The sequence below is a fragment of the Oceaniovalibus sp. ACAM 378 genome (genome assembly GCF_008085915.1).
In the GTDB taxonomy this organism is placed as follows: Bacteria; Pseudomonadota; Alphaproteobacteria; order Rhodobacterales; family Rhodobacteraceae; genus Oceaniglobus.
This window is the reverse complement of sequence record NZ_VSJK01000007.1, coordinates 270,176-295,688: the sequence shown is the minus strand read 5'-3', so window position 1 is coordinate 295,688 and position 25,513 is coordinate 270,176. Positions and strand designations below refer to the sequence as shown.

Genomic DNA, 25,513 nt, shown 5'->3' with positions numbered 1-25,513 from the left:
CTAGTCTCCCAGCGGTTCCAGAACATTGCCTGTTCGGTGATTAAGGGCCGTGTATTTGATCCGCCGCAGGCTTTCGCGCGCCGAGGGTCCAAGCGCATAACCCGTGGCCGCCGATAGCAGGTCGATGATCGCCAGATAGGCAAAGCGCGACGCGGTCGGGGTCAGCGTGTCGGCGGTTTCGGCAATCGCGACACAGAGCGGATGTTCGACGGTTTCGGCAAGCAGGCTGGCCGTGGCCGTCACCGCGATCGTCGTGGCGCCATAGCTGCGGGCCAGCCCCGCCGCCTCGATCAATTCCGCCGTCTTGCCCGAGGCCGATATGGCGATCACCACATCGCCCCGGCGCAGGGTCGCCGCGGTCATCCGCATCAGATAGGGATCGGTGCAGCAGGCCACCCGCACCCCATAGCGGAACAACCGGTGCTGGGTCTCTTGCGCAAGAGCTGTGGCGCTGCCACCAAGGCCGAAGGTCACGACCTGCGCAGCCTGCGCAATGGCGTCGGCGGCGGCCAGTACGGCGGCGGGCGAAAGCTGTCGTTCGACCTCGCGCACCGCGTCGCGCCCATCGGCAAGGATCGGCCCCCAGAAGACCGGCGCGTCAGAATCGGGCCGGTCGGGCGCGCGGTCGGCGTTCAGGTACAGTTCGCCCACCACAAGGCTCTGCGCGAGCTTGAGCTTGAAATCCCGCACCCCGTCGCACCCGATGGCACGGCAGAACCGGGTGACGCTGGGTTCACTGACCCCGGCGCGGGCGGCGAGGGCGGCATTGCTGTCTTCAACCGCCTGCCGAACGTTGATCAGCACCGCCGCGCCGACCTTGCGTTCTGCCGGGCTGAGCGTTGCCAGATTGTCCTTGATCCGCCCGACGATGTCAGGAATCCGCTTTTGAAATCCGGGCAAAGGATGCGCGGTCTTTGCCGGGTTTGGCGGGGATGTTTTCGGCGGGTTCACGTCCATGCACACCTCTCGCTGTTGCGGCATCGTCACCAACAGTTGCCGTTGGGTCAAGGTATTTTGTAAGAATATGACAGGGTGAAATGGCAGTTTTATTGTTTTTATCGGCCCATGAACAGTTTCTTCCGGAATCTCTTGACAGAATTGTAAGTCACTTACACAGTTTACGGTAGGTAAACCGCACCGCCGCCCGCCACCCCTTCAGGAGAGCGACATTTGACCGACCCCACGACCCACGGCCCGCGTCCCAAGCTGGAGATCGACGGCGCCTCCAAGGCCTATGGTACTTTTCTGGCGTTGCAGGAATGTACCTTTTCCGTAGCCCAGAACGAGATCGTTTCCATCGTCGGCCCGTCGGGTTGTGGCAAGACGACCCTGCTGTGGTGCATGTCGGGGCTGCACGGACTGAGCGGTGGTGAAATCCGGCTCGATGGCATGCCGATCCACAAGCCGCACCGCGATATCGGGCTGGTCTTTCAAGAGGCGAACCTGCTGCCCTGGCGCAATCTGCGGCGCAACATCCTGTTTCCCTTCGAAGTGACCGGAGAAAAACCCGATCACGACTGGATCGCGCATCTGCTGGACCGGGTCGGGCTGACGGGGTTCGAAGACGCCATGCCCGGTGCGCTGTCGGGCGGGATGCAGCAGCGGGCATCGATTGTGCGGGCGCTGTCGCAGCATCCTTCTGTGCTGTTGATGGACGAACCCTTTGGCGCGCTCGACACTTTCACCCGCGAAGAGATGAACCGGCTGGTCGAAGAGATCTGGCTGGAGAGCAAGACCACCATAGTCTTTATCACCCACTCGATCGAAGAGGCGGTGTTCCTGTCGGATCGCGTCGTCGTTCTGTCCGGCCGGCCGGGGACGGTGGCCGCGATCCACGATATCGACCTGCCGCGCCCGCGCACGGCCGAGGTTATGGCGGGCAAGCAGGTGTTCGATCTGATGAATGCGATCAAGGGCGGCATCGCAGGTACCCGGGCAAAGGCGGCAGAGTAAGATCATGGGCGACATTACCCCCGAATTCAAAAAACAGGGCGGCGGCGGCGTCAACATGACGAACCTGTCGGCCTTTGCTCCCGGCGGGGCCAGCCGCACGCGGGCCGAAATCGTCGCGATCATCGTCACCGCGATCATCGTTATCGGCGGGCTGGAACTGGCGCTGCGGCTTTTCGAGGTGCCGCATTATATCATGCCGCCGCCCTCGGCCATCGGCACGGCGCTGGTGACGCAGTTTCCGCTGATCGCGCCGCATCTGGGGCATACTCTGGTTGAGCTTTTGGGCGGATTTGCCATCGGTGCGTCGGTCGGGCTGGTGCTTGCGGCGGTGATCACCCAGTTTCCCTTCAGCGAAAAGATCATCGCGCCCTATATCCTGTTGCTGGTCACCACGCCGATGCTGGCGCTGGTGCCGCTGCTGATCTTGCGCTTTGGTTTCGGCTATACGCCGCGGATCATTGCGGTGGCGCTGGCGTCGGGGCCGATGGTGATGATCAACGCGGCCACCGGGTTTCGACGCACCGACAGTGCCAAGATCGCGCTGGCGCGCAGTTATGGCGCCTCGACGTTGCAGATATTCTGGAAGATCCGCGCGCCCATGGCCCTGCCGATGATCCTTGTCGGGTTGATGATCGGCGCGATCTTCGGTTTGCTGACGGCGGTGGGGGCGGAAATGGTCGGTGGCGGCTTTGGCCTTGGCAACCGGCTGACCAGTTATTCGTCGCGGATTCAGATGCCGGAGTTCTTTGCGGTGGTGATGATCCTGTCGTTTCTGGGCATCGCCATCTACGCTATTTTCTTTCTGATCGGTAAGAAATGGGCCAGTTGGGACGCATGAAAAATGAAAAAAACTAAAGGGAGAAGACAGATGAAAAACCAACCGACTTTCAGCCGCCGCCGCCTTTTGCAGGTTTCCGCCGCGGGTATCGTGAGCGTGGGCGCGATGCCGCGTCTTGCAGGGGCCACACCCTATGACGAGCCCTTCACCTGGATCAGCCCGCGCGGCACGATCGAAGTGCTGGACGACTATGCCTTCTGGATCGGCAAGAAGATGGGCTATTTCGATGGTCTGAATATCGAAATGCAGCCCGGGCCGTCAGATGGCACGGCGACGGTGAAATTCGTCGACGTCGGACAGGCCGACATGGGCTATCCCTCGCCGGGCGTCTTTGCCTTCGGGCTTCAGAACGGCATGGATCTGACCAGCGTGTTCCATATGGGCGCTCTTGATACCTTCGGCATCGCCTTCCGCAAGGGCGAGGGATCGAACGACCTGAAGGATCTGGAAGGCAAGACGATCCTCCTTGGCTCGGCCGCATGGCAGAGCATCGTCGATCCGATGCTCAAGGCGCAGGGCGTCGATGTGACCAAGGTGAAATACGTCGAGGCAGGCTGGCCCACATGGGGTACGGCACTTGCCGCCGGACAGGGCGATGCGGCACTGTCTTGGGAAGGGTTGCGCGCCGAGTGGATCGCGACCGGGCTGGATTTCGAATATTGGCTGGGGGTGCAGAATTCGCCTCTTCCCGCCAATACCTTCGTGGTGCGCAGTTCCGATATCGAAGACCCGGATCGCGCCGCCTTCCTTGAAAAATACCTGCGCGGCTGGGCAATGGGGATGGAGTTCACCCAGCACAATCCCCGCGCCGCTGTACAGGCCGTGTTCGACGAGTTCCCGGATCTGGCAGCGAACCTGACGCCGGAATTGGCGACGACATCGATCCTGCAACAGTTCAACGTCAATCGTGGCGACATGGAGAATCGTGAGGGCTGGGGCTTTCATGACATGGAAAGCTGGAAGACCTTCTTTTCGCTGATCGCCGAAATCGACGGTACCGACCTCATCGACGCCGACAAGGTGCTGACCAACCGTTTCGTCGGCCCGGCCAATGATTTCGACCACGACAAGGTCAAGGCCGACGCCGATGCCGCGGAACTGAGCGAGGGTCTGGCCGCCGTCGATATCGAAGCGATCCGTGCCAATCTGTTTGCACAGGCGATCTGAAAAGTCGGGCGATCTGATGAAACTGAAACCGTGCGCCGGAGCTTTTCCGGCGCGCGGCCACTTGAAACCAAAGGGGAAAAGACATGGCCGACAAGGTGCGCGTATTGGTCGTGGGGTTGGGCAACATGGGGGCGTCCCATGCCAGCGCCTATCACCGCAATGACGGGTTCGAAATCGTCGGCTTGATGAGCCGCTCGATGAAGTCCCGCGAAATTCCTGCCGAGTTGCAGGGATATCCCCTGTTCGAGGATTACGACACAGCGCTGGCCGAAGCGAAACCTGACGCCGTCTCGATCAACTCCTGGCCCGACACCCATGCCGATTTCGCCCTGCGCGCCTTTGCGGCGGGCTGCCATGTGTTCATGGAAAAACCCATCGCGACCAATATCAAGGATGCGCAAAAGGTCGTCGATGCCGCCAAGGTCGCGAACCGCAAATTGGTGCTGGGCTATATCCTGCGGGTGCATCCAAGCTGGATCACCTTCATCGAAAAGGGGCGCGAACTGGGCAAGCCTTTGGTCATGCGGCTGAACCTGAACCAGCAAAGCTCGGGCGATGCATGGCACTGGCACAAGAATCTGATCGACAGCCTGATCCCGATCGTCGATTGCGGCGTGCATTATGTCGATGTCATGTGCCAGCTGACCGGTGCGAAACCCGTCCGGGTGCATGGGATCGGCGTGAAATTGTGGGACGATGCGGCCAAGCAGAACTATGGCCATCTGCATGTCACCTTCGATGATGGCTCGGTTGGCTGGTACGAGGCCGGGTGGGGCCCGATGATGTCGGAAGAGGCGTTCTTTGTTAAGGATGTGATCGGTCCGAAGGGGGCCGTCAGCATCACCGCCAACAATTCGGCGCGCGGCAATGACGTGGAGATGTCTGACAGCGCAGATATCGACCGGCACACAAAAACCGATGCGATCCGCATTCACCATGCCGAGGTCGGGCCGGACAAGAAATTCACCAAGCCGGACGAGATCCTGTCGATGGAGGATGAGCCGGATCATCAGGAGCTTTGCGACCGCGAACAGGATCTGTTCCTGCGCGCCATCCGCGAAGATCTGGACCTGACCGATTCAATGGAGTCGGCGGTGAATTCGCTGCGCATCGTGTTGGCGGCGGAACAGAGCATACTGGAAGAACGGGCGATCACGCTGGAGTAAGGGGGACGACATGGCCGATCATAATTTAAGGGCGCTTTACGCCGAAACCGACGGGGTCGGGCTGGCCGCATTGGTCCGCAAGGGCGAGGTGACGGCGGTGGAACTGGCCGAGACGGCGATTTCGCTGGTGGAAGAGCTGAACCCGCAACTGAACGCCGTCATCCACCGCACCGACGACATTGCCCGTGCGAGTGCCCGCGCAACCGATGCCGGTGATCGCAGCGCGCCGCTTGCCGGTGTTCCGTTCCTGCTTAAGGAACTCGCGTCGTCTTGGGACGGTGCGCCACTGACCAATTCATCACGCTATCTGAAGGATCTGGTGGCGGATCAGGACAGCGGTCCGGTCACAAAAATAAAGGCGGCGGGGCTGAGCCTGATCGGCAAGTCGAACGCACCGGAGAATGGCTGGTCTATCTCGACCGAACCGGTGCTTTACGGCGCCACGGTCAACCCATGGGACGCATCGGTTACGCCGGGCGGATCTTCGGGTGGATCGGCAGCCGCCGTTGCCGCCGGAATCGTCCCGATTGCCGAAGCGAGCGATGGTGCGGGGTCGATCCGGGTTCCGGCATCCTGCTGTGGCCTTGTCGGGCTGAAACCTTCGCGTGGCAGGGTCAGCCTGTCACCCTTTGTCGATTTCTGGTGCGGCGGGGCATATTTCCTCTGCGTTTCGCGAACCGTACGCGACACCGCCACATACCTTGACGCATTGGCGGGTGGTTTGCCGGGCGAACCTTATACGCCGCCTTCGCCGGACAAATCCTATGCCAGCCTGATCGCGACACCGCCCCGCCCTTTGCGCGTCGCCGTTGTCACCGAAGCGCCCCATGGCCGCGCGGTCGATCCCGAAATCGTCGCTGCGGTGAATGCGACCGGGAAGGTGCTGGAAGCGCTGGGGCACCATGTCGAACCCTATGCGATGAAGCTGGATTTCGACGGGCTGTGGAAAACCTATACCGACATGACCTGTGTTGAAACGGCGGGAATGTACGCCGCGCTGGCGGGCCTTGTCGGCCATCCGGTGCGCGAGGACGAGGTCGAGCCGATCACATGGGCGATCATCCAGCGGGGGCGCGAAACCGATGCGATCAGCCACGCCGGGCGGATCGAGCAACTGCGTCAGGCCAGCCGTGCAATCGCCACGGAGTTGGCGGGTTTTGACATCGTGTTGACCCCGACCCTGACTCAGCCACCCCGCCCCGTCGGATATTACGACATGTCGATGAGCGATCTGGATGCCTATAACGCGCTCTGGACCGACGCCGCCTTCACCTTTCCTTTCAACGTCTCGGGGCAACCCGCCCTGTCGCTGCCTCTTGGACAAAGCAGCGCGGGCCTGCCGCTGGGCGTGCAACTGATCGGCCGTTATGGCCACGAGGAGGACCTTTTGCAGACTGCCGCAATTCTTGAAACTGAAATGCCATGGCGTGCGCGCCGGCCCGGACTCCACGCATGAGCGGCGACCTGATAATTCGCGGCGGGCGCATCATCGACCCAGCCAATGGCATCGACCGGATCGGCGATGTGGTGGTTTCGGGCGGCAAGATCGCCGGTCTTGACGTTGATGCGCCCGAAGGCGCGCAGGTCATCGACGCCAAGGATGCAATCGTCACCCCCGGTCTGATTGACCTGCACACCCACGTCTATTGGGGCGGCACGTCTCTGGGCGTTGACCCAGATGCCTATGCCCTGAAATCGGCCTGTACCACGCTTGTCGATGCCGGGAGCGCCGGACCGGGCAATTACCCCGGTTTTGCCAAACATATCATCGAGCCGTCTTTTGCCCGCATTCTGGCTTTTCTTCACGTCAGTTTCGCCGGGATCTATGCGTTTTCCTCGCGCATCATGGTGGGCGAGAGCCATAATATGCGCCTGATGGCAGCGCGCGAGTCTGCCGAGATTGCACGGGCCAATCCCGAGACGGTGATCGGCATCAAGGTGCGGATCGGTGCCCATGCCTCGGGCGCATCGGGGATCTTTCCGCTGGATGTGGCGCTGGATGTGGCTGACGAAACCGGTTTGCCGCTGATGGTGCATATCGACGAGCCGCCGCCCAGTTACGGCGAGGTCGTGTCGCGCCTGCGCAAGGGCGACGTGCTGACCCATTGTTTCCGCCCGTTCCCCAACGCGCCGATGCATGGAACCGGCAAGGTGCGTGCCGAAGTGCGCGCTGCCCGCGAACGCGGCGTGTTGTTCGATATCGGCCACGGGCAGGGGTCGTTCGCATGGAAATCGGCCCGCGCGATGCTGGCCGAAGGGTTCCGCCCTGATGTGATTTCGTCGGACGTGCACGCGTTCTGCATCAACGGTCCGGCCCATGACAACCTCAGCGTGATGACCAAGTTCATGGCGCTGGGCTGGACCCTGCCCGAAGTGATCGAAGCAGCCAGCATCGCCCCGGCCCGCGCAATTCAGCGCGACGATCTGGGCCATCTGAGCAAGGGCGCAACCGGGGATGTCAGCGTTTTCCGCGAGGTTGAAGGCGATGTCGCGCTGAGCGATGTGGTGGGCGAAGTGGTCCATCATGACCGTCGGCTTTCCCCGGTCGGGATTGCCGTGGATGGTGTCTGGAGGCAGGCGTAATGCGTCATTCCGTCTGGGCCTATCCGTGGGATCTGCATGATCTCGGGCCCGGTGCGGCGCTGTCGTCAATCGCGCAGGCGGGCGCGAACTGCATAAGCCTTGCCACATCCTATCACGCGGGGCGGTTCCTTCAGCCGGGGAACCCGCGCCGCCGCAGCTATTTCCCCGAGGACGGGACGGTCTATTACCGCCCCGATCCGGCGCGTTGGGTGGATGCAGAGATTGCGCCGAAACAGGCGGAAATCGTCGATACCGAAGGCGATATGCTGGCGACTGCGATTGCGGCGCGAGAGGCGGGCGGGTCTGCGGTGTCATGCTGGACGGTCTGCCTGCACAACACACGGCTTGGGATGGCGCATCAGGGGCATGTGGTGCGCAATGCCTTCGGCGATCCGGCGTTCTACGGATTGTGCCCGTCCAGCGAGGCGGCGCGCGGCTATGTCGCGGGCATGGTGGCTGAGATCACCGAGACCTATCGGCCCGACCGGATTGAACTGGAAAGCCCCGATTTCATGGGGTTCGACCACGGATTTCACCACGAAAAGGACGGTTTGGGCCTGTTGCCCGAAGACATGTTCCTGCTTGGTGTCTGTTTCTGTGACCATTGCATCACCCGCGCCAGTGCCGCCGGAACAGATGCCGATGCCGCCCGGCAGATGGTGAAAAACCACCTGCAAGCGGCGTTCGAACGGGAATTGCCACAGGCCCAGTTTCCCGATTTTCCGACGCAGGGGCCGGCGGCGTTCGATGGGAAACCGGCGCTGGCGGAGTATCTGCGCTGGCGCACCGAATCTGTCACATCGCTGATCGCCCGCATCCGGGCCGAGGCGCATCCTGACAGTCAGATCCTGCTGATTGATGGCGCGGCGTCGTGGCAGGGTGGGGTGGACCGGAAAAAGGCCGCCGCCGCCTGTGACGGGCTGCTGTACTGCGCCTATTTCACCCCGGCGGACCGGGTACACGCCGAGTTGGAAACAGCCCGCGCTGCCCTGAAACCCGATGCAACCCTGATTGCGGGATTGCAGATGTTCTATCCCGAAGTCGCCAATGCCGAAGATCTGATTGCCCGCGCCTGCGCCGCCGGTCCGCTTGTAGATGGGCTCAACTTCTATAACCTCGGGTTGGTGCCGCCTGCGCGGCTTGGCTGGATGCGTCGCGCGATCGCGGCGATGGGGGATATATGACCGACCTTTTCAATCTGACTGGAAAACGCACCTTTATCACCGGGGGCAGTCGGGGTCTTGGCCGCGAAATGGCGCTGGCTCTGGCCGGGGCCGGGGCCGATATCGCGCTGGTCGCGCGCCCCTCTGACGCCCTGCAGCAAACCGCTGAGGACATCCGCGCGCTGGGCCGCACCGCCTGGGTACTGGAGGCCGATGTCGGCGACCCCGAGGCGGCGGATGCGATCTGTCACCGCGCACTGGAGGAGCTGGGGTCGTTCGACATTTTGATCAACAATGTCGGCGGGCGGCGGGTGAACGTGCCGACCGAAGATCTGGATCTGCTCACATGGCGTGAGATGATGCACCTGAACCTGACCTCGACCTTTCTGTGCTCGCGGATCATCGGCGGCGCGATGATCAAGGCCGGCAAGGGCGGGCGGATCATCAACATTGCGTCGATCAACGCGATGGTTGCCGGACGCGGCATCGGCGGGCGGCATTATGAAACGGCAAAGGCCGCCGTGCTGCAATTCACCCGCACCCTTGCCGTCGACTGGGCGCCCCATGGCATCACCGCCAACGCCATTTGTCCGGGGCTGTTCGCGACCGAGCCGAACCGCAAATGGCAGGAGTCGAACCCCGAAATGATCGAGCGGCTGGTCGCCGACATTCCCATGGGCTCCATGGGCAATCCAAAGGATATCGGCGCGCTTGCCGTCTATCTCGCATCGGATTCCGCAGGTTTCATAACCGGTGCAAGCCTTGTCATCGATGGCGGCTATACCTGCGTCTGATCAACAGGCGCCAATAAGACCGCGTCTGATATTCAGACGCCACCAAGGGAGGAACGACAGATGAAATATGGACGTATACTTGGAGGGGTCGCCTTTGCCGCGCTGATGGCATCGCCGGTCTGGGCGCAAACCCTGCGTTATGCCACGGTCAGCGAGCCGCCCAGTCTGGATATCCAGATGGGCACCGCGACGCTGGCTTCGACCATCGGACAGCATATGTTCGAGACACTTTATGCCTTTGACGCCAGTGCCAAGCCGCAGCCGTTTCTGGCAACCGGCGAAACCATTTCCGACGATGAAAAAACCATCACCATCACCCTGCGCGAGGGCGTGAAGTTTCACGACGGCGATGAAATGACGGCCGAAGATGTGGCCGCATCCCTGAACCGCTGGTCGGAATTCGGAGCGCGCGGCCAACTTCTGGGTCTGGAAAAGGCCGAAGCGACCGGACCGTTGGAGGTCACACTGACGCTCGCCGCTGCGAATGGTGCATGGAAAAGCATGCTGGCCTATCAGAATGGCGGGCCGGTCATCTATCCGGGTGATGTGGCAAGCGCGGCGGGCGGCGATCAGATCTCGCCCGAAAACTATATCGGCACCGGCCCCTACAGTTTCGGCGAGATCCGCCCCAACCGCTATGTCGAGCTGCTCCGGTTTGACGATTACTCCAAGATCGACGCACCGCTGGACGGTCAGGCGGGTGGTCGCGATGCCAACTTTGAAAAACTGCACTTTATCCCCGTTCCCGACGTCGGAACGCGGGTCAGCGGTGTGCAGGCGGGCGATTATGACTACGCCGAATATATCTCGGGCGACCTTTATGGCGGCATCAAGGATGACGCATCAATTCAGGTAAAAATCAGCGCCGCGCCAATTTTCGGGCTGATGTTCATGAACTCGGACTCTGGCCCGCTGAAAGACAACTATGCCCTGCGCCGGGCGATTCAGATGGCGTTGAACACCGAGCAGGCCTTGCAGGTTTCGGTGGGCGAGCCAGAGCTATTCAAGGCTGACGGCTCATTCTTCCCCGAAGGCAACGTTTGGTACACCGAAGCAGGGACCGAAGCCTATAACAACGGCGACCCCGAAAAAGCCAAGGCGATGGCCGCCGAAGCGGGCTATGACGGCACGCCGATCAAGCTGCTGGTCTCGACCAACTATAAGGAACACTATGACCAAGCCACAGTGTTCACCCGGCAACTGGCAGATGCGGGCATCAACGTGCAGATGGTCGTCGTCGACTGGGCCACGCTTTTGACCCTGCGCGGCCAGCCGGCAGAGTGGGACATGTTCATGACCCATCACGGCGCGATCCCCGATCCGGTTCTGCTGACTCTGATGAACGACAGCTATCCGGGGTGGTGGACGACCGAGGAAAAACAGGCGCTGGCGAAAAAGTTCACCGGCACCTCCGATCTGGAAGCGCGGCAGGCGACCTGGGCCGAGCTTCAGGCGCTGATCTATGAGCAGGTTCCGGCAGTGAAGGTGGGCAATGTCTATTCCTTCGACATCGCTTCGCCCAAGCTTCAAACGACTTGGGACAGCGCTCCGGCGTTCCCGCACTTCTTTGGCGCGTCGAATTAAACGCCGAAGTTAAGGAGAACCGCGATGGTCCGACCGATCGATAGAATCGAACCTGACGTCCCGATCCCGGGCCGGTCGGTCGGACAATACGTCTGATGGGGCGCTATATTCTGCATCGCACCGGCGCGGCGATCGCCACTTTGATCGCCGCCTCGATCATCATTTTTGCCTTCATCCATCTTATCCCCGGTGATCCGGTCTATGTGATGCTGGGCGATGGCGCGACACCCGATCAGGTGGCCGCACTGCGTCAGCGTCTGGGGCTGGATGAGCCTGTGATTGCGCAATATTTCATCTGGGCCGGAAACGCCTTGCAGGGCGATCTGGGCCAGTCGGTGTTCTTTGATACACCGGTCACGCAGGTGATCGCGGAGGGGGCGGAAACGTCGATTCTGCTGGCGCTGATCACCATGGTGTGGATCGTCGGCTTCGGCATCCCGGTCGGGGTTCTGGCGGCGGTCCGGCAGGGCCGGTGGATTGATCAGGGGTTGTCCGGGCTGGCGATGCTTTTGGCGTCGGTGCCGACATTCTGGGTCGGGTTGTACTTGATCCTGATCTTTGCCGCGGGCCTTGGCTGGTTTCCCAGTTCCGGCTATCCGTCGATCTTTGAAGAAGGCGGGCTGAGCAACCTCCGCTATCTCGTCCTGCCCAGCCTTGCACTGGCGGCCCCCAACGCGGCGCTGATCCTGCGGCTGACGCGGGCCTCTATGCTGGACGTATCGCGCGAGGACTATGTGCGCACCGCCCGGGCCAAAGGCATCCGGCCATCGCGGGTGGTGGTGCGCCACATTCTGCGCAATGCTCTGCTGGCGGTGGTGTCAGCCTTCGGGTTCACCTTTGCCGCGTTGATCTCCGAGGCTGTGGTAACCGAAACCGTCTTCGCCCTGCCCGGTGTCGGGCGCACGGTGGTGCAATCGATCCTGCGGCGCGATTATCCGGTCATTCAAGGGGTTATCCTGATTATTGTCTGTCTTTACCTTGTCATCAATCTGTTGGTGGACCTGTCCTATCGGCTGCTGGATCCGCGGGTGGAACTGGAATGATCGAAACTATCCGAAGCTCGACCCGCCTTATCGCCGCGCGTCCATTGGTGGCCATTGGTGCGGCCTTCCTGACCCTAATCGTGACCTTCGCGGTCTTTGCCCCGTGGATCGCGCCCTTTGGCCCGGATGCGATTGACCCGGTGAACCGGCTGTTGCCGCCCGGCGGCGGGCATCTGATGGGCACCGACCACTTCGGGCGCGATACCTTCAGCCGCGTGGTCTACGGCTCGCGGTTGGCGCTGTTGATCGGGGTGGGGGTTGTGGTCTTTGCGCTTGGAACCGGTGTGCCGATCGGCGTTCTGTCGGCGCTTTATCCAAAATTGGGGCGGGTGCTGATGCGGATGGTCGACGTGCTGATGTCGTTTCCATCGCTTTTGCTGGCGCTGGGCCTGATCGTGATACTGGGGCAGGGGGTGTTCAACGCGATCCTTGCCATCGGGCTGATCTACCTCACGACCACGGCGCGCATTGTCTATGGCGTCGCCCTGCGTCTGCGGGCCGAACCCTATGTCGAGGCGGCACGCAGCATGGGGGCGGGGACTTGGTGGGTGGTGACCCGTCACATCCTGCCGAACATGATTTCGCCGCTGATGGTGCAGGCGAGTTTTGTCTTCGCCTTTGCGCAACTGGGCGCGGCGGCGCTGGATTTCCTTGGGCTTGGCGCGCCGCCCGACGTGCCATCGTGGGGCAATATGCTGGCTGAATCCCGGATCTATATCACCCGCGCCTCATGGCTGCTGCTCTGGCCCGGACTGATGATTGTGCTGACGGCGTTTTCGCTGAACCTTGTGGGCGACTGGCTGCGTGACCGGATGGACCCGAGATTCCGCGAGATGGTGGGCAAATGACGGGCGCTCACACAACCGATCCGATCCTGTCGGTAAACGATCTTGTCGTTGCGGTCGCAGGGCGGATCAAAATCGTGCGCGGCGTGTCCTTTGACATTGCCCCGGGCGAGATTCTGGGACTGGTCGGGGAATCCGGCTGCGGCAAAAGCATGACATCGCTGGCGGCGATGGGTCTGTTGCCACCCGCGATTGGCGTGACCAAAGGGCGCATCCTGCTGGGCGGCACCGACATCACCCGTCTTGCCCCCCATGAACGGGTCGAACGGGGATGTGGCCGGATCGCGATGATATTTCAGGAACCGATGACATCCCTGAACCCCGTGCTGCGCATCGGTGACCAGATAGAAGAGGCGATCCGGGTTCACGATCCGGATGTCGTGCCTGCGGTCCGGGCGCGTGAACTGCTGGATATGGTGCGCATTCCCGACGCGGCGCATCAGCTTTCGGCCTTTCCGCACGAATTGTCGGGGGGGATGCGGCAACGTGTGATGATCGCCATTGCGCTGGCCTGCCGGCCTTCGGTGCTGATCGCGGATGAGCCGACCACCGCGCTTGACGTGACCGTGCAGCGGCAGGTTCTGGGGCTGATCCGCGAGCTTTGCGATACGCTGGACATGGGGGTGCTGTTCATCACCCACGATCTGGGCGTCGTGGCGCAATTGGCCGATCGGGTGGCGGTTATGTATGCGGGCGGCTTGGTGGAAACCGGCGATGTGGTGCCTTTGTTCGCAGCCCCCCTGCACCCCTATACCGCCGGGTTGATGGGCTGCCTGCCAGACCCGGACTCCGACGATCCACTGCTGGCCACGATCCCCGGCAGCGCGCCGCGCCCTGATGAGGTTGGCGACGGTTGTCCCTTTGCGCCGCGCTGTCCGCGCGTCGCCGACATCTGCCGCCGGGGGGCGGTGCCGGTGCGCCACACGGACACCGGACAGGCGGTGCGGTGCCATTTTCCTTTGAACGGCGAGGCAAGCACATGACCGACGACACCGTTCTGGACATCCGCAACCTCTCCAAGGCCTATCATGTGCGGCGCGGCGGCAAGAACCACGAGGTTCGCGCGGTCGACGACATATCGCTGGCCGTGCGGGCGGGTGAAACCCTTGGCATCGTGGGAGAATCCGGCTGTGGAAAATCCTCGCTGGCCCGGGCGGTGATGGGGTTGACCCGCGCCGATGGCGGCAAGGTGATCCACGATGGCGTAGATCTTCTGACGCTGGACCGGCGCAGTTTGGCCCGTGCAAGGCTACGCATCCGCATGGTGTTTCAGGATCCCTATGCCTCGCTCGATCCGCGACGCTCGGTCGGCGATTCCGTGGCCGAGGCGGGGGACATCCACGGAATCTTTGAGAGCAGTGCAGAACGCAAGCGTCTGGTGGGCGAGGCGCTGGACCGTGTCGGGCTTGGTGCGGGTTTCGCCGACCGTTTTCCCCATGAACTGTCCGGCGGCCAGCGGCAGCGCGTCGGCATCGCCCGCGCGATCCTGCCGGAACCGGAGCTGGTAATTGCCGATGAACCGGTGTCCGCGCTGGATGTGTCGATTCAAGCGCAGGTGCTGAACCTGCTGGCCGAGCTGAAAAACCGGCTGGGTCTAACGCTGCTGTTCATCAGTCACGACCTCAGCGTGGTGGCCAAGATCTCCGACCGGGTTGCCGTGCTTTACATGGGCCGGGTCGTCGAAATCGCGCCGGCCCGCCCGCTGTTCAGCGATCCGCGCCATCCCTATACCGAACTGCTGATTCAAGCGATCCCGCGCCCCGATCCGTCGACCCGGATCACCGGCGCAATCGATCCGGACGAGCCGCCCAGCCGTTTCGCTCGGCTTGCCGGTTGCCCGTTCCGCGATCGTTGCCCGCGCCGCACCGAAATCTGCGCCACCGACGCGCCCGAGCTGCGCGAGATCGAACCGGGTCGTTTCGTATCCTGCCACCACGCCTGAAAGACGGTGCGCCCGGTCCACCTGTCCGTCTTAAATCGTCAGCGGGGCCAGAACGGCGCGTCGTGGTCCCATGCGGACCCGGTAATCCATCATTTGAACATGCATCGTGCTGCGAGAGTCGGGCGGGCCGGTTTCATCCCAGAACAGGTTGATCTGAGGCATCCTGATCCGCAACAGTGCATCGACCCTGCGCTGTCGCGCCTTGGTCAAAAGGTTTGACATGGCACCACGTCCCGCGGCTTATGGGTCGAACAGCGGTCCGGTTCGCCTGCAACTGCGCGGCGGGGCCGATGGGTGCCATGCATCGGCATTTGGCTCCGATTCACTTTGGCGGTGCGGGTTTTCAGTCTGGATTGGCGTGCAATCTGTCGCATCCAACAATCTCCGATGAGTCCCCCGGCCCGAACCTGCGGCGCCGGGGGGAGCTTTGGTGATTCCGTGGTGTTTGCCGTTCGGGATCGCTGACCCGTGGCGGGCGACACCGATTCGAGTGTCCCCATGGATGGCATCTGACGGGAGCATAGCAATCGTCTGTACCATCCGGTGCGAAAGTGCCGCGGGCCACTGCCGAGTCGGCGCACCCCTGCCCCTCACGACACCCTGACCGGTCCTTCGCACCTCTTCCCTCTCCCGGTCCAAGTCCGAGCGATGGGTCCACCCTATACGCTGCTGGTTTAGGAGGGCTTACTGAAGTCGGTTCAAACGCCCGGGCTGTGTTAACCTTTGGTCAGAGCGTTGATCAGGTTGAATAAATCGGAATGTGTGGGGGGAAATAACTGTCTGCCCCGGCTGAATCAGTCAAAAACCACGGCTGTTATCCTGAATTCAGGCTTTCCGGGTGATGAAGATTTACCAGTTGGCGCCTGGAAAGGCGGTTTCGCGAAGGTTCCTTAAAGGAGTTGGAAACCCTTGCGCTCAAATCCGGAGGGCCAAAAGACCCCAAAGCAGACGATTCGCTTTCGGCTGTCCGGCCTGTCTTTTGCAACTGGCGACGCCATCAATGGGGCGCCGCCAGATATGCGATGGGCTGGAACTAGCCCTTTTTAAGCACCCGGTTGCCCAGAAGTTCGGCGATCTGCACCGCGTTCAGTGCCGCACCCTTGCGCAGATTGTCCGAGACGCACCACAGGTTCAATCCGTTTTCTACGGTCGTATCCTGCCGGATCCGCGAGATATAAGTGGCGAATTCACCGACGCATTCGATCGGGGTGATGTAACCGCCGTCTTCGCGCTTATCCACGACCATGATCCCCGGAGCCTCGCGCAGGATGTCACGGGCTTCGTCTTCGTCCAGGAATTCCTCAAACTCGATGTTGATGGATTCGCTGTGGCCGACAAAGACCGGCACGCGCACACAGGTGGCGGTGATCTTGATCGATTTGTCGATGATCTTTTTCGTCTCGGCGACCATCTTCCACTCTTCTTTGGTGTCGCCCGAGTCGAGGAAGGAATCGATATGCGGGATCACGTTGAACGCGATCTGCTTGGTGAACTTTCTAGGCGGCTTATGGTCGGTGGGATTATAGATGCTTTTCGTCTGGTCCCACAGCTCGTCTATGCCCTCTTTCCCGGCGCCCGAAACGGACTGATAGGTGCTGACCACCACCCGTTTGATCCGTGCACGGTCGTGCAGGGGCTTCAGGGCGACGACCATCTGTGCCGTCGAACAGTTGGGATTGGCGATGATGTTCTTGTTCTTGACCATGCTGATCGCGTCGGGGTTCACCTCGGGCACGATCAAAGGAATGTCGGGGTCATAGCGATAGAGCGACGAATTATCGATCACGACGCAACCGACCTTGGCCGCCTTGGGGGCATATTGCTTTGTGGCGTCAGAGCCGACGGCAAACAGTGCCATGTCCCAGCCGGTGAAATCAAAGGTGTCGAGGTCTTTGGTCTTCAGCGTCTTGTCGCCAAAGCTGACCTCGGTTCCCAATGACCGGCGCGAGGCGAGTGCGACGATCTCATCAATCGGGAACTGGCGTTCAGCCAGAATGTTCAGCATTTCGCGGCCCACATTGCCCGTGGCGCCGACGATGACGACTTTATAACCCATCTGGGTGGCTCCTTGCGATCGGATGACGTGTCCTGTCGGACGGCGCGTGTTAGCGCAATGCAAGGGTAAAAGGAAGAGGCAGGGCCATGAGGAATGCTGTAACTTCCGATTCCGGCGTGTGATGACGGCGGCAAACCCGTTGCCTGCCGGGCCCGACCGCCCTATCACGGCTGCGAAGAGCAGGGGACAGACATGACCAATACACTGTATCGCGGCGATTTGCCTGACGGGCTGGATCTGGGGCCGGTGGTTGCCATCGATTGCGAAACCATGGGGCTGAACCCGCACCGCGACCGGCTGTGTCTGGTGCAGATGTCGGGCGGCGACGGCAACGCACATCTGGTGCAGGTGGCCATCGGGCAAGACACTGCGCCGAACCTGTGCCGCATGCTGGCCGATCCTGCGGTGCTGAAACTGTTTCACTTTGGGCGGTTCGACATTGCCGCGCTGTTGAACGCCTTCGGTGTGGTCACGGCGCCGGTGTATTGCACCAAGATTGCCAGCAAGATGGTGCGCACCTTCACCGACCGGCACGGGCTGAAATATCTGCTCTCTGATCTGCTGAACGTCGATATCTCGAAATTCCAGCAACAAAGCGACTGGGGCGCCGAAAATCTGACGACGGCGCAACTGGATTATGCCGCGTCCGACGTTTTGTATCTGCACGCGCTGCGGCGCGAGCTTGACCAGCGGCTGGCACGCGAAGGGCGGAGCGAGATTGCGCAGGCCTGTTTTGATTTTCTGCCGGTTCGTGCAAAGCTGGATCTGGCGGGCTGGCCTGAAATCGATATCTTCGCGCACTGATGCGGGATGACTATGCCTGGAAGCGATCAAACCGAGGCTCGCCCGGCCCTTGGATGGCTTCCGGTGCAAATCAAAGTCATCTTGCTCTGGGCGCGCGGGCCTTCGCACCCTAGGTAGGAATGATGGCAATCCGAAACCCTTCTGCGTCACGCTATGACAACGCCTATTCCCGGCTGGTCGCCTGGCTGAAGATTCTGTTGCCGCTGGCCGCGCTCAGCATCCTGTCGACCCTGTTTCTGGTGTCGCGCAGTGTCGATCCCGAGGCGGCGATCCCGTATTCCGATGTCGAAGTCGCCGTGATCCTGCGCGAACAGAAAATCGCCGCGCCGGAATACTCGGGCGTGACACGGGACGGAACGGCGATCACCCTGTCCTCGGACAGCGCGCGGCCTGAAGGCAACAACCGGGTCAGCGCCGAAGCTCTTGTGGCGCGGTTGGACACTTCCGATGGCGGGCGACTTGATATCGACGCGGGCCGGGGCGTGATCGACACCGCTGAACGGGTCGCACGGATGGAGGGCGGAGTACGGATGCAGAGCAGCACAGGCTATGTGATCGAAACCGAAGAGATCACCGCATCGCTGGACGCGACCTTTGTCGAATCCGCCGAGGGTATCGTGGCGACCGGCCCGGCCGGGGATATCCGCGCGGGCAGGATGGAGCTGCGCCGGTCGGATGACGGGGAGGGCAGCCCCTCTTATCATCTTGTCTTCACAGACCGGGTTCGCCTGATATACCAACCCCTACCGGATCAGGGAGGCGAGAAATGACGCGGATCGGACTTTTTGCAGTTCTGGCAGTGCTGGCCGCCGGGCCGGTGCTGGGCCAAGCCAGTGTCGGCTTTGGTGGGCTGAACCATGACACATCTCTGCCGGTCGAGGTGGCATCGGACCAGTTGCAGATCGATCAGGCCGACGGTACCGCCGCGTTCACCGGCAACGTTCTGATCACACAGGGTGAAATGCGGCTGAGTGCGGGGGCAGTCAAGGTGCTCTATGCTGCTGGCAATGCGGGCACGATTTCCGAGCTGCGCGCAAGCGGCGGTGTCACCCTTGTCAATGGCGCCGAGGCAGCCGAGTCAAACGAAGCGGTGTATTCCATCGACAAGGGCACTGTGGTGATGACCGGCGACGTGATTCTGACTCAGGGCGGCAGCGCGCTGACCTCCAACAAGCTGGTGATCGACCTGAACAAGGGCACCGGCACGATGGAGGGACGGGTGCGCACGGTGTTTCAGCCCGGCGCCAACTGATGGCATCGACGCTGAGCCTTGCGGCCCAATCAACCGGTTTGCAGATACGCAACCTGCGCAAGAGTTACCGCAAGCGTCTGGTGATCCGCGACGTGACGCTGGATCTGGCCCGGGGCGAAGTGGTCGCGCTTTTGGGGCCAAACGGTTCGGGCAAGACGACCGTGTTTTATTCCATCGCCGGACTGGTACAGCCCGAAGGCGGGCAGGTGATCATCGACGGGCGCGATGTGACCGCGCTGCCGATGTACCGGCGTGCAAAGATGGGAATCGGCTATCTGCCGCAGGAAATGTCGATCTTTCGCGGCATGAACGTCGAAGACAACATAATGTCGATCCTCGAAATCTCGACGCCCAACCGGGATAGGCGGCGCGACCGGCTTGAGCAGCTTTTGAATGAATTCTCGATCTCTCATCTGCGGCGCACCCCCGCTCCGGCGCTTTCGGGCGGGGAACGGCGGCGGGCCGAGATTGCCCGCTGTCTGGCCGCCGATCCGTCCTATGTGCTGCTGGACGAGCCCTTTGCCGGGGTCGATCCGATCGCGGTGGCCGATATCCGCACATTGGTCGCCGATCTGAAAACCCGCAACATCGGCGTGCTGATCACCGATCACAACGTCCGTGAAACGCTTGGCATCGTCGACCGGGCCTATATCCTGCATGACGGTCATGTGCTGATGAGCGGCACTGCGGACGAGGTGGTGCGCGACGAAAACGTGCAGCGGGTCTATTTGGGGCAGGGTTTCAGGATTTCCTGATTCCGTCCCATGTCTGATTTCTTCCTGAGGTTGTGTGATGGTTTTGATTGACAGATCACCCGATCCGGGCGCCCAATGGGGGGCATGACTGACACCAACCCTTCGATCGAGAAGTGTGCAGCCCCCGGTCTGCAGCTTCTTCAGGCCCTGACCCAGGCCCGCGTGGCACGGCTTGAAACCGGACCCTGGATTTCTTTAATAACCAGTAGAATCACTCAGTTGCCGGAGGCCGCAGGGCAGGCCGTCCGGTTTGGCTATCCCAAGCCCAAGGAGGCAAGATGCAATACCAGATCAGCGGAAAACAGATCGACATCGGCGAGGCGCTTCAATCCCACGTCAAGTCTGTAATCGACGAAATGATTGCCAAATACCCGGGGCGTCCGACCGACGCCTTGGTGGTGTTTTCCCGGGACGGACATGAATTCGTGTGTGAATCGGTCGTGCATCTGTCCACGGGTCTGACCGTTCAGGCGCGGGGTCGAGCGGCCGAAATCTATGCCTGTTTTGACAGTGCGCTGGAAAAAATGGAAAAGCAGATCCGCCGTTACAAGCGCCGGCTCAAGGATCACTACAAGGATCGCGCACAGCCGGTTGAACTTTCCGGTGCGTCTTCGTATATCCTCGCCGCAGGTGAAGACGGGGCCGAAGAGCTTGAGCCCGAAACGCTTGCGCCAATGATCATTGCGGAGATGCAGATGCAGATCCCGCAACTGTCGGTTGGCGAAGCGGTGATGCAGATGGAGCTTGCCGGCGCACCCGTTCTGGTGTTCCGAAACGAAAAACAGGATACCGGGGTCAATGTTGTGTACCGTCGCGAAGACGGAAACATCGGCTGGATCGACCCGAACACGGTGCGCTGAAAGATCGGCGCGGCGTAAGACCAAAGACAGGTGTGCATGCAACTTTCCGCGATTCTCGACCCCAGTGCGATCCGCGTCGTCAGTTCGATGACCAGCAAGAAACGCCTGTTTCAAGAATTGGCCGAGATCGGTCATTCGGTTCACGGCCTGCACGCCCATCGCGCCGTCGAGGCGTTGATGGAGCGTGAGGGGCTGGGGCCGACCGCCGTGGGGCATGGCATTGCCTTGCCCCACGCACGGCTTGACGAGGTAGACAGTGTGCGCGGTATTTTCATGCGCATCGAAAAGCCGATGGAGTTCGACAGCGCGGATCGGCAGCCTGTCGATCTGATCTTTGCGCTGTTCGCGCCTACGGATGCGGGGGTTGAGCACCTTAAAGCGTTGGCGCTGGTCTCGCGCACGCTGCGTGATGCGGCGCTCTGCGCGAAACTGCGTGCGAACGAGGATCCGGCGGTTCTGCACGCTCTGCTGACCGAAGCCCCGACCAAAAAGGCCGCCTGAGAACGGCGGCGGGCTGTTTGGTCAGCCCGAAGACCCGCCCGCGCAGTTCAGCCTCTGGGCTTATTCCACGGTCGATAGCCAAAAATCAGGTAATCCCGCTGATAGATGTCGCGCACCGCCTGTTCGACCGTATCATCGTGGATCTGCGCCAGCAGCTTGGTGTCATCCTCTGGCACATCGGGCGCTGTTGCCCCGATTGCTTCCGCCAATGCGGAGACACCGGCGCCCAGAGATTCGGCGCGCAGGATCATGTCGGGCAGGGCGAATTGCGCCATCCCCTGAATCACCGTGGACTGTGACGCCCAGGCGGGATCGGTGCGGATACTGGTCTGGCCGCCAAGATTGCCGCGCACGAATTTCAAAAATCCGATAAAGGCCGCGCGGTGCTGCTCAGTAGAACATTCCGCGCTGTCGGGCAGCGGCACATCATAACGCGCCTTCAATGTGGTGCGCAGATCGGCAAAACTGTCCGGACCAGTGGCCAGAATATGACGCAGGAATGTGGCGTGGATACGGGCGACCGGATGGCGCACCACGGTAAAGCTGCGGTGGCCGGTGTTCTGACGCATCCATCGGCGCAGGTCTTTCTGCGACATTTCCGGCGCCAGCGGCGGCGCGCCGTCCAGCGCGGTCAGCCAGGCGTTCACCCGGTCCTCGGCCGCGCCGCGCACCGGCATATACAACAGCGGGCTGGTGGCGGCTGTGACAAAGCCGGGCACGTTCGGACCCCGGCGCGGCTCAAAATTCGGAGTTCGGCCGAGATCAAAGTGATCGACCGATCCCAGCGCAGCGATCATTGAATCGTAGTTCACCACTTTGTCGCGCAGGCTGCCGGGATTCTGCACCTTGGTGCGGGTGCTGGTCTGATCCAGCCGTGCCTTGACCCCCAGAAATGCGGCAAGCCCGTTCAGGACGTCGATGTCGTTCAGATCGTCATAGCCGATATGGAATGCCGTCTGACCGCTGGTCTGCAAGCTGCGCTGAATGACCTGGTGAAACGCTTGCAGCCGCGACAGGTGGCGCGAAAAGGCATCGGCGTCAAAGGTGACGCGCGCCGTTTTTGCCGATTTCAGATCACTCAGCCGCCACTGTCCGGTCTGGCGTGCGATTTCCAGACTGACGAAACTGTCCAGTGGATTGCGCGTCAACACCACCTTGGCACAGCGCGGATCGGCCAGACAATGACGCAGGATGCGCGGATCGTGATCATGAAAGAACCGGAACCCCGGCAGCCCGTCGGTTTGTCCCTCGATCGCCGTCAACAGGCGCAGGGGGTCGATCTCGCGTTCCTGCAAGGTGATACCCGCCTGTTCGCTGCGATTCGCGTGACCGACGAAATGCGGATTGAACGATTCACCCCAGCATTTCAGCCCGGCAAGTGTGTTCAGCGTGTCCTCAAGAAAATTGGACCCGGTGCGCATTTCGGCCAGCAAAATGAAAGAGTCGAACCGGTCTGCCATGGGATCACTTTACTAGATAAGGTTTGCGGAGTTCAGGCAGCGGTGCATCAACCACGTCACCCGAGGGAAAGTCGCCCATGAGGTAAGGCTGCATCCCCTGATTTTTCAGGTTCTGAAGAAACTGGCCGAACCCGGTCAGGTCGACCATTTGCGGCGCCTCGGTCAGCCGGCGGGGCGTGCGAGGGCCGATTTCATCAATGATGGTTTGCAGCGGCTCCATCGGGCTGTCAACGAAATCGGCCATTGTCCAGATCCGCACGCGAGCGTTTACCGTGATACGGCGCAGCGACTCCAGATGTTTGCTTTCGATCTGTTGCAGGCGGGCGGCTTCTTTGCGGATGTCAGAAAAATCACCCTTGGCGCGAAACAGCGGCACCGCCCAGGCACCCGAGATCACCGAAATCTGTGCATTGGGGTCGTCGGCCAGAAAATCACCGATTTTCTGCACATCGCGCGGACCGTGCAGGAAACACTGCCGTTCGCCCCGGGTGTTCCAGATCAGATTGGTGAGAAAGGCATGCGGGTTGTAATCGCGCAGCCCCGCATCGTCGGGCAAGGCCCCGGCATAGATCTTTTGGCGATCGGTGAACCGGGCGCGATCGGTGGCATAAAGATGGCCATGCACACGCGCGCCGGTCGCCTTGTGCAACCAGGATTCGAACCCCTCGAACAGGTCGCCGAAGCCTTCAAATACGGAATAGGGCGCGCAGGTCTTGCCATTTTCCCAGCCGGGTTTCGGAAAACGGCTGCTCATGTACAATCCGGCACGGCCACGGGTGCGCCGCTCGATCGCTTTGGCGAAGATCCGGTCGATTTTGCCAGGGTTCGGCTCGGCGCGGTTCTGATCGGCCAATCCGCCAGACAGAAAATTGTCATACAGTCTTGTGGCTCGGGGCCAGATCTTGCGCGCCATGAAACAGTCGGACCGGCGCAGCATCTGCAAATGGTCGTCATAAAAGATGTGCGGCTTGCCCTGAAAATCGAATTTCGACAGGGTGAGCGACCGGCTTTCGACCTGATTGGAATGCAGTCGCACAAGAGTCTGGAAATAGCTTTCGTCGGGAATCCAGACCCGTTTGAAATACCGATCGAACGCCGCGCGGCGCGGATCGCTCAGGATTGCGGCCAGAGTTTGCCGCGTCAGACACCACCACTGCGACCCCATATGCGGCTCGATACCGGCAGGAACGCGGCGTTTGTATCCCAACGCACGTTGCAGGCGGACATATCCGTCGAACAACCGCCGGTGGCGTTTCCACGAAAAGGGAAAGCGCAGGGTAAAACGTTCGGAATCTAGCCCGCCAACCGTCCAAGGGACGTCTTCGGTGGTGACGCTTTCGATAAAGTTGGTGTCGGGGCGGGTAGCAAGATAATCCTTGAGCTCGGCCATCGGGCGCAGCGGCAGGCACGATCCCGACGCAAGACAGACATGCCGCACCTCGGGATATTCAGCCAGCATTCGCGCCGCGCCAGTCTGCGCCGCCGCAACCAGCGACCATGTGCCCCATTCACAGGTGTGGCGGGCGCAAAAGCTCACGTTGTCATGCCCCGCCAGCGCCCGCACCAGAGCTTCGTTGCGGGCGCGGCTGACCCGGCGGTCCACATGGATCACCACCGGGCAGCCGTGACTGGCCCAGTGACCGGCCACCTGAGCCGCACGGTCCAGCGCATCATGGCACATCATGACAAAACCGACCGTCACGCCCAGTTGCCCTTTGACATCAGGCCAAGGATCTCAAGCTGTCGCCAGTTGATGTATTTCTCGCTCCATTTGCACCAAAGATCGGGGTCGTTCTTCAGGCGGGCGTGATAGGCGCGATATTCGGTGGAATTGGCGAAATGTTCGCCGCGCCCCACCTCTTCGCGCGCCTTGTCGGTCATCGTGTCAAGAAATTTGGCGTGCAATAGAATGCCGCTGGCCTTTTCGCCGCCGAACTCGTCATAGACCAGATTCAGCCCTCGGGGCAGCAACATATGGGTCGAGCTGACAAAGGCATAGGAGCGGTCCCATTTCACCAGCGGCAGCTTGTTCAGCGCCGGGGCGCGTTCTGGCTTGTCCGACAGAAACATGCGTGCACGCGGGCCGCCCTGAATCCACAGATTTCCGAATGTCTTGTTGCGGGCGATGGAATAATTGCCGGAATCGAACCATTTGGCGATGTCGAACGGGTTTTGCCCCTCGCCGTAGCGGTGGTTTGAAATCGGGCCCTTGGGATACATGTCGAGCATCATCGTCCCGAAGGATTTGATCGACGATGCATCCAGCCAATCGGTCAGCGCGGTGATCGGTCGGGTGTCGCAAAACGGATAGATGAAGAATTCATCAACATCGACCGTCAGTGTCCAGTGGCCATGGCCGTATTTGCGCAACAGCCAATTCATCCAGTCGATGCCAAAGCGCGACCGGCGATAACTGCGCGACGAGTGCCAGACCGAAACGTCGGGCTGATCTGACAGATATTCGGCCGAACCGTCGTCGGACCCGTTGTCAACAATCAGGAAATGCCCGATGCCAAGATCGCGATAGTATTTCAGGAAATACGGCAGGCGGATGCGTTCATTCCTGAGTGTGGCAAACAGCAGAACGTCCCCGGCACCGATCGCCTTGGTCCGATCCGACCGACGGGCCAGTTCGCGACGTTTGCGGAACGCACGGATCAGCCAACGCTTGCGCTGCCATCTCAGAAGATAGGTTCTCAAGACCCCCAAGACCGGTCCTTTGCCTGTGGCGTATGACGGGGCGCTGC

25 protein-coding genes are annotated in these 25,513 nt (G+C 61.3%); 19 read left to right on the top strand and 6 right to left on the bottom strand.

The window, feature by feature from the left end:
• Window positions 1-957 (bottom strand): MurR/RpiR family transcriptional regulator, encoded by a 957-nt coding sequence (locus FQ320_RS11810; RefSeq protein WP_148472440.1) that lies wholly within the window; start codon window positions 955-957, stop codon window positions 1-3.
• Window positions 958-1,170: 213 nt separating this feature from the next.
• Between FQ320_RS11810 and FQ320_RS11805 the strand changes: the two genes are divergently transcribed.
• The 13 genes from FQ320_RS11805 to FQ320_RS11745 all read left to right on the top strand — a co-directional run bounded on the left by FQ320_RS11805 (window position 1,171) and on the right by FQ320_RS11745 (window position 15,078).
• Window positions 1,171-1,953 carry an ABC transporter ATP-binding protein gene (locus FQ320_RS11805; protein WP_148472438.1) on the top strand — a complete coding sequence of 261 codons (783 nt, stop codon included), beginning with the start codon at window positions 1,171-1,173 and terminating at the stop codon, window positions 1,951-1,953.
• 4 nt (window positions 1,954-1,957) lie between these two features.
• On the top strand, window positions 1,958-2,791 hold the full coding sequence (locus tag FQ320_RS11800) for an ABC transporter permease (protein ID WP_148472436.1): 834 nt from the start codon (window positions 1,958-1,960) through the stop codon (window positions 2,789-2,791).
• A 30-nt stretch (window positions 2,792-2,821) separates the two neighbouring features.
• A complete protein-coding gene (locus tag FQ320_RS11795) occupies window positions 2,822-3,958 on the top strand; it encodes an ABC transporter substrate-binding protein (RefSeq protein WP_148472434.1) in 1,137 nt (378 codons plus the stop codon).
• Window positions 3,959-4,041: 83 nt separating this feature from the next.
• On the top strand, window positions 4,042-5,124 hold the full coding sequence (locus tag FQ320_RS11790) for a Gfo/Idh/MocA family protein (RefSeq protein WP_148472432.1): 1,083 nt from the start codon (window positions 4,042-4,044) through the stop codon (window positions 5,122-5,124).
• Window positions 5,125-5,134: 10 nt separating this feature from the next.
• The gene (locus tag FQ320_RS11785) at window positions 5,135-6,580 is read left to right on the top strand and encodes an amidase (protein WP_148472430.1); all 1,446 of its coding nucleotides are present in this window, start codon (window positions 5,135-5,137) and stop codon (window positions 6,578-6,580) included.
• Window positions 6,577-7,707 carry an amidohydrolase/deacetylase family metallohydrolase gene (locus tag FQ320_RS11780; protein WP_148472428.1) on the top strand — a complete coding sequence of 377 codons (1,131 nt, stop codon included), beginning with the start codon at window positions 6,577-6,579 and terminating at the stop codon, window positions 7,705-7,707. Before FQ320_RS11785 ends, FQ320_RS11780 begins: the two co-directional genes overlap by 4 nt.
• Window positions 7,707-8,891 carry a hypothetical protein gene (locus FQ320_RS11775; protein ID WP_148472426.1) on the top strand — a complete coding sequence of 395 codons (1,185 nt, stop codon included), beginning with the start codon at window positions 7,707-7,709 and terminating at the stop codon, window positions 8,889-8,891. The genes FQ320_RS11780 and FQ320_RS11775 overlap by 1 nt, the downstream gene beginning before the upstream one ends.
• Window positions 8,888-9,664: an SDR family NAD(P)-dependent oxidoreductase gene (locus tag FQ320_RS11770; protein WP_148472424.1), complete on the top strand. Its 777-nt coding sequence runs from the start codon at window positions 8,888-8,890 to the stop codon at window positions 9,662-9,664. Before FQ320_RS11775 ends, FQ320_RS11770 begins: the two co-directional genes overlap by 4 nt.
• 60 nt (window positions 9,665-9,724) lie before the next feature.
• Window positions 9,725-11,248, top strand: a complete 1,524-nt coding sequence (locus tag FQ320_RS11765; RefSeq protein ID WP_148472422.1) for an ABC transporter substrate-binding protein — start codon at window positions 9,725-9,727, stop codon at window positions 11,246-11,248.
• A gap of 95 nt (window positions 11,249-11,343) precedes the next feature.
• Window positions 11,344-12,291, top strand: coding sequence for an ABC transporter permease (locus FQ320_RS11760; protein WP_148472420.1), 948 nt, complete (start codon window positions 11,344-11,346; stop codon window positions 12,289-12,291).
• Window positions 12,288-13,139, top strand: coding sequence for an ABC transporter permease (locus FQ320_RS11755; protein ID WP_148472418.1), 852 nt, complete (start codon window positions 12,288-12,290; stop codon window positions 13,137-13,139). Before FQ320_RS11760 ends, FQ320_RS11755 begins: the two co-directional genes overlap by 4 nt.
• Window positions 13,136-14,119: an ABC transporter ATP-binding protein gene (locus tag FQ320_RS11750; protein WP_222861604.1), complete on the top strand. Its 984-nt coding sequence runs from the start codon at window positions 13,136-13,138 to the stop codon at window positions 14,117-14,119. The genes FQ320_RS11755 and FQ320_RS11750 overlap by 4 nt, the downstream gene beginning before the upstream one ends.
• Window positions 14,116-15,078, top strand: a complete 963-nt coding sequence (locus FQ320_RS11745; protein WP_148472416.1) for an ABC transporter ATP-binding protein — start codon at window positions 14,116-14,118, stop codon at window positions 15,076-15,078. Before FQ320_RS11750 ends, FQ320_RS11745 begins: the two co-directional genes overlap by 4 nt.
• Window positions 15,079-15,108: 30 nt before the next feature.
• Here FQ320_RS11745 and FQ320_RS11740 read toward each other — a convergent pair whose 3' ends face one another.
• A complete protein-coding gene (locus tag FQ320_RS11740; protein ID WP_148472414.1) occupies window positions 15,109-15,300 on the bottom strand; it encodes a hypothetical protein in 192 nt (63 codons plus the stop codon).
• Between the two features lie 811 nt (window positions 15,301-16,111).
• The gene (locus FQ320_RS11735; protein ID WP_148472412.1) at window positions 16,112-17,134 is read right to left on the bottom strand and encodes an aspartate-semialdehyde dehydrogenase; all 1,023 of its coding nucleotides are present in this window, start codon (window positions 17,132-17,134) and stop codon (window positions 16,112-16,114) included.
• 192 nt (window positions 17,135-17,326) lie between these two features.
• Between FQ320_RS11735 and FQ320_RS11730 the strand changes: the two genes are divergently transcribed.
• From FQ320_RS11730 to FQ320_RS11705, 6 genes are all read left to right on the top strand, one after another.
• Complete coding sequence (locus FQ320_RS11730; protein ID WP_148472410.1) at window positions 17,327-17,938, top strand: ribonuclease D; 612 nt, start codon at window positions 17,327-17,329, stop codon at window positions 17,936-17,938.
• Window positions 17,939-18,060: 122 nt separating this feature from the next.
• Window positions 18,061-18,708 carry a hypothetical protein gene (locus FQ320_RS11725; protein WP_148472408.1) on the top strand — a complete coding sequence of 216 codons (648 nt, stop codon included), beginning with the start codon at window positions 18,061-18,063 and terminating at the stop codon, window positions 18,706-18,708.
• Window positions 18,705-19,190: an LptA/OstA family protein gene (locus FQ320_RS11720; protein ID WP_148472406.1), complete on the top strand. Its 486-nt coding sequence runs from the start codon at window positions 18,705-18,707 to the stop codon at window positions 19,188-19,190. The genes FQ320_RS11725 and FQ320_RS11720 overlap by 4 nt, the downstream gene beginning before the upstream one ends.
• Window positions 19,190-19,945, top strand: a complete 756-nt coding sequence (lptB, locus tag FQ320_RS11715) for an LPS export ABC transporter ATP-binding protein (RefSeq protein WP_148472404.1) — start codon at window positions 19,190-19,192, stop codon at window positions 19,943-19,945. Before FQ320_RS11720 ends, lptB begins: the two co-directional genes overlap by 1 nt.
• A gap of 278 nt (window positions 19,946-20,223) precedes the next feature.
• Window positions 20,224-20,805, top strand: coding sequence for a ribosome hibernation-promoting factor, HPF/YfiA family (hpf, locus tag FQ320_RS11710; protein ID WP_148472402.1), 582 nt, complete (start codon window positions 20,224-20,226; stop codon window positions 20,803-20,805).
• 36 nt (window positions 20,806-20,841) lie between these two features.
• On the top strand, window positions 20,842-21,306 hold the full coding sequence (locus FQ320_RS11705; protein ID WP_148472400.1) for a PTS sugar transporter subunit IIA: 465 nt from the start codon (window positions 20,842-20,844) through the stop codon (window positions 21,304-21,306).
• Window positions 21,307-21,353: 47 nt separating this feature from the next.
• On the opposite strand, the gene FQ320_RS11700 is transcribed toward FQ320_RS11705, so the two are convergent.
• From FQ320_RS11700 to FQ320_RS11690, 3 genes are read right to left on the bottom strand one after another with little or no spacing between them, the layout of a single operon-like run.
• A complete protein-coding gene (locus FQ320_RS11700) occupies window positions 21,354-22,766 on the bottom strand; it encodes a sulfotransferase family 2 domain-containing protein (protein ID WP_148472398.1) in 1,413 nt (470 codons plus the stop codon).
• Between the two features lie 4 nt (window positions 22,767-22,770).
• Window positions 22,771-24,468, bottom strand: coding sequence for a beta-1,6-N-acetylglucosaminyltransferase (locus tag FQ320_RS11695; RefSeq protein WP_148472396.1), 1,698 nt, complete (start codon window positions 24,466-24,468; stop codon window positions 22,771-22,773).
• Window positions 24,465-25,475, bottom strand: coding sequence for a glycosyltransferase family 2 protein (locus FQ320_RS11690; RefSeq protein WP_148472394.1), 1,011 nt, complete (start codon window positions 25,473-25,475; stop codon window positions 24,465-24,467). The genes FQ320_RS11695 and FQ320_RS11690 overlap by 4 nt, the downstream gene beginning before the upstream one ends.
• Between the last annotated feature and the right edge of the window lie 38 nt (window positions 25,476-25,513).

Excerpts from the sequence above, each read along its gene's own strand:
- FQ320_RS11775 (WP_148472426.1), top strand. The coding sequence starts at position 7,707 with ATGCGTCATTCCGTCTGGGCCTATCCGTGGGATCTGCATGATCTCGGG.
- FQ320_RS11750 (WP_222861604.1), top strand. The coding sequence starts at position 13,136 with ATGACGGGCGCTCACACAACCGATCCGATCCTGTCGGTAAACGATCTT.
- FQ320_RS11760 (WP_148472420.1), top strand. The coding sequence starts at position 11,344 with ATGGGGCGCTATATTCTGCATCGCACCGGCGCGGCGATCGCCACTTTG.
- FQ320_RS11810 (WP_148472440.1), bottom strand. The coding sequence starts at position 957 with ATGGACGTGAACCCGCCGAAAACATCCCCGCCAAACCCGGCAAAGACC.
- hpf (WP_148472402.1), top strand. The coding sequence starts at position 20,224 with ATGCAATACCAGATCAGCGGAAAACAGATCGACATCGGCGAGGCGCTT.
- FQ320_RS11780 (WP_148472428.1), top strand. The coding sequence starts at position 6,577 with ATGAGCGGCGACCTGATAATTCGCGGCGGGCGCATCATCGACCCAGCC.
- FQ320_RS11700 (WP_148472398.1), bottom strand. The coding sequence starts at position 22,766 with ATGGCAGACCGGTTCGACTCTTTCATTTTGCTGGCCGAAATGCGCACC.
- FQ320_RS11790 (WP_148472432.1), top strand. The coding sequence starts at position 4,042 with ATGGCCGACAAGGTGCGCGTATTGGTCGTGGGGTTGGGCAACATGGGG.
- FQ320_RS11725 (WP_148472408.1), top strand. The coding sequence starts at position 18,061 with ATGGCAATCCGAAACCCTTCTGCGTCACGCTATGACAACGCCTATTCC.
- FQ320_RS11755 (WP_148472418.1), top strand. The coding sequence starts at position 12,288 with ATGATCGAAACTATCCGAAGCTCGACCCGCCTTATCGCCGCGCGTCCA.
- FQ320_RS11765 (WP_148472422.1), top strand. The coding sequence starts at position 9,725 with ATGAAATATGGACGTATACTTGGAGGGGTCGCCTTTGCCGCGCTGATG.
- FQ320_RS11705 (WP_148472400.1), top strand. The coding sequence starts at position 20,842 with ATGCAACTTTCCGCGATTCTCGACCCCAGTGCGATCCGCGTCGTCAGT.
- lptB (WP_148472404.1), top strand. The coding sequence starts at position 19,190 with ATGGCATCGACGCTGAGCCTTGCGGCCCAATCAACCGGTTTGCAGATA.
- FQ320_RS11730 (WP_148472410.1), top strand. The coding sequence starts at position 17,327 with ATGACCAATACACTGTATCGCGGCGATTTGCCTGACGGGCTGGATCTG.
- FQ320_RS11770 (WP_148472424.1), top strand. The coding sequence starts at position 8,888 with ATGACCGACCTTTTCAATCTGACTGGAAAACGCACCTTTATCACCGGG.
- FQ320_RS11800 (WP_148472436.1), top strand. The coding sequence starts at position 1,958 with ATGGGCGACATTACCCCCGAATTCAAAAAACAGGGCGGCGGCGGCGTC.
- FQ320_RS11785 (WP_148472430.1), top strand. The coding sequence starts at position 5,135 with ATGGCCGATCATAATTTAAGGGCGCTTTACGCCGAAACCGACGGGGTC.
- FQ320_RS11720 (WP_148472406.1), top strand. The coding sequence starts at position 18,705 with ATGACGCGGATCGGACTTTTTGCAGTTCTGGCAGTGCTGGCCGCCGGG.
- FQ320_RS11735 (WP_148472412.1), bottom strand. The coding sequence starts at position 17,134 with ATGGGTTATAAAGTCGTCATCGTCGGCGCCACGGGCAATGTGGGCCGC.
- FQ320_RS11740 (WP_148472414.1), bottom strand. The coding sequence starts at position 15,300 with ATGTCAAACCTTTTGACCAAGGCGCGACAGCGCAGGGTCGATGCACTG.
- FQ320_RS11795 (WP_148472434.1), top strand. The coding sequence starts at position 2,822 with ATGAAAAACCAACCGACTTTCAGCCGCCGCCGCCTTTTGCAGGTTTCC.
- FQ320_RS11745 (WP_148472416.1), top strand. The coding sequence starts at position 14,116 with ATGACCGACGACACCGTTCTGGACATCCGCAACCTCTCCAAGGCCTAT.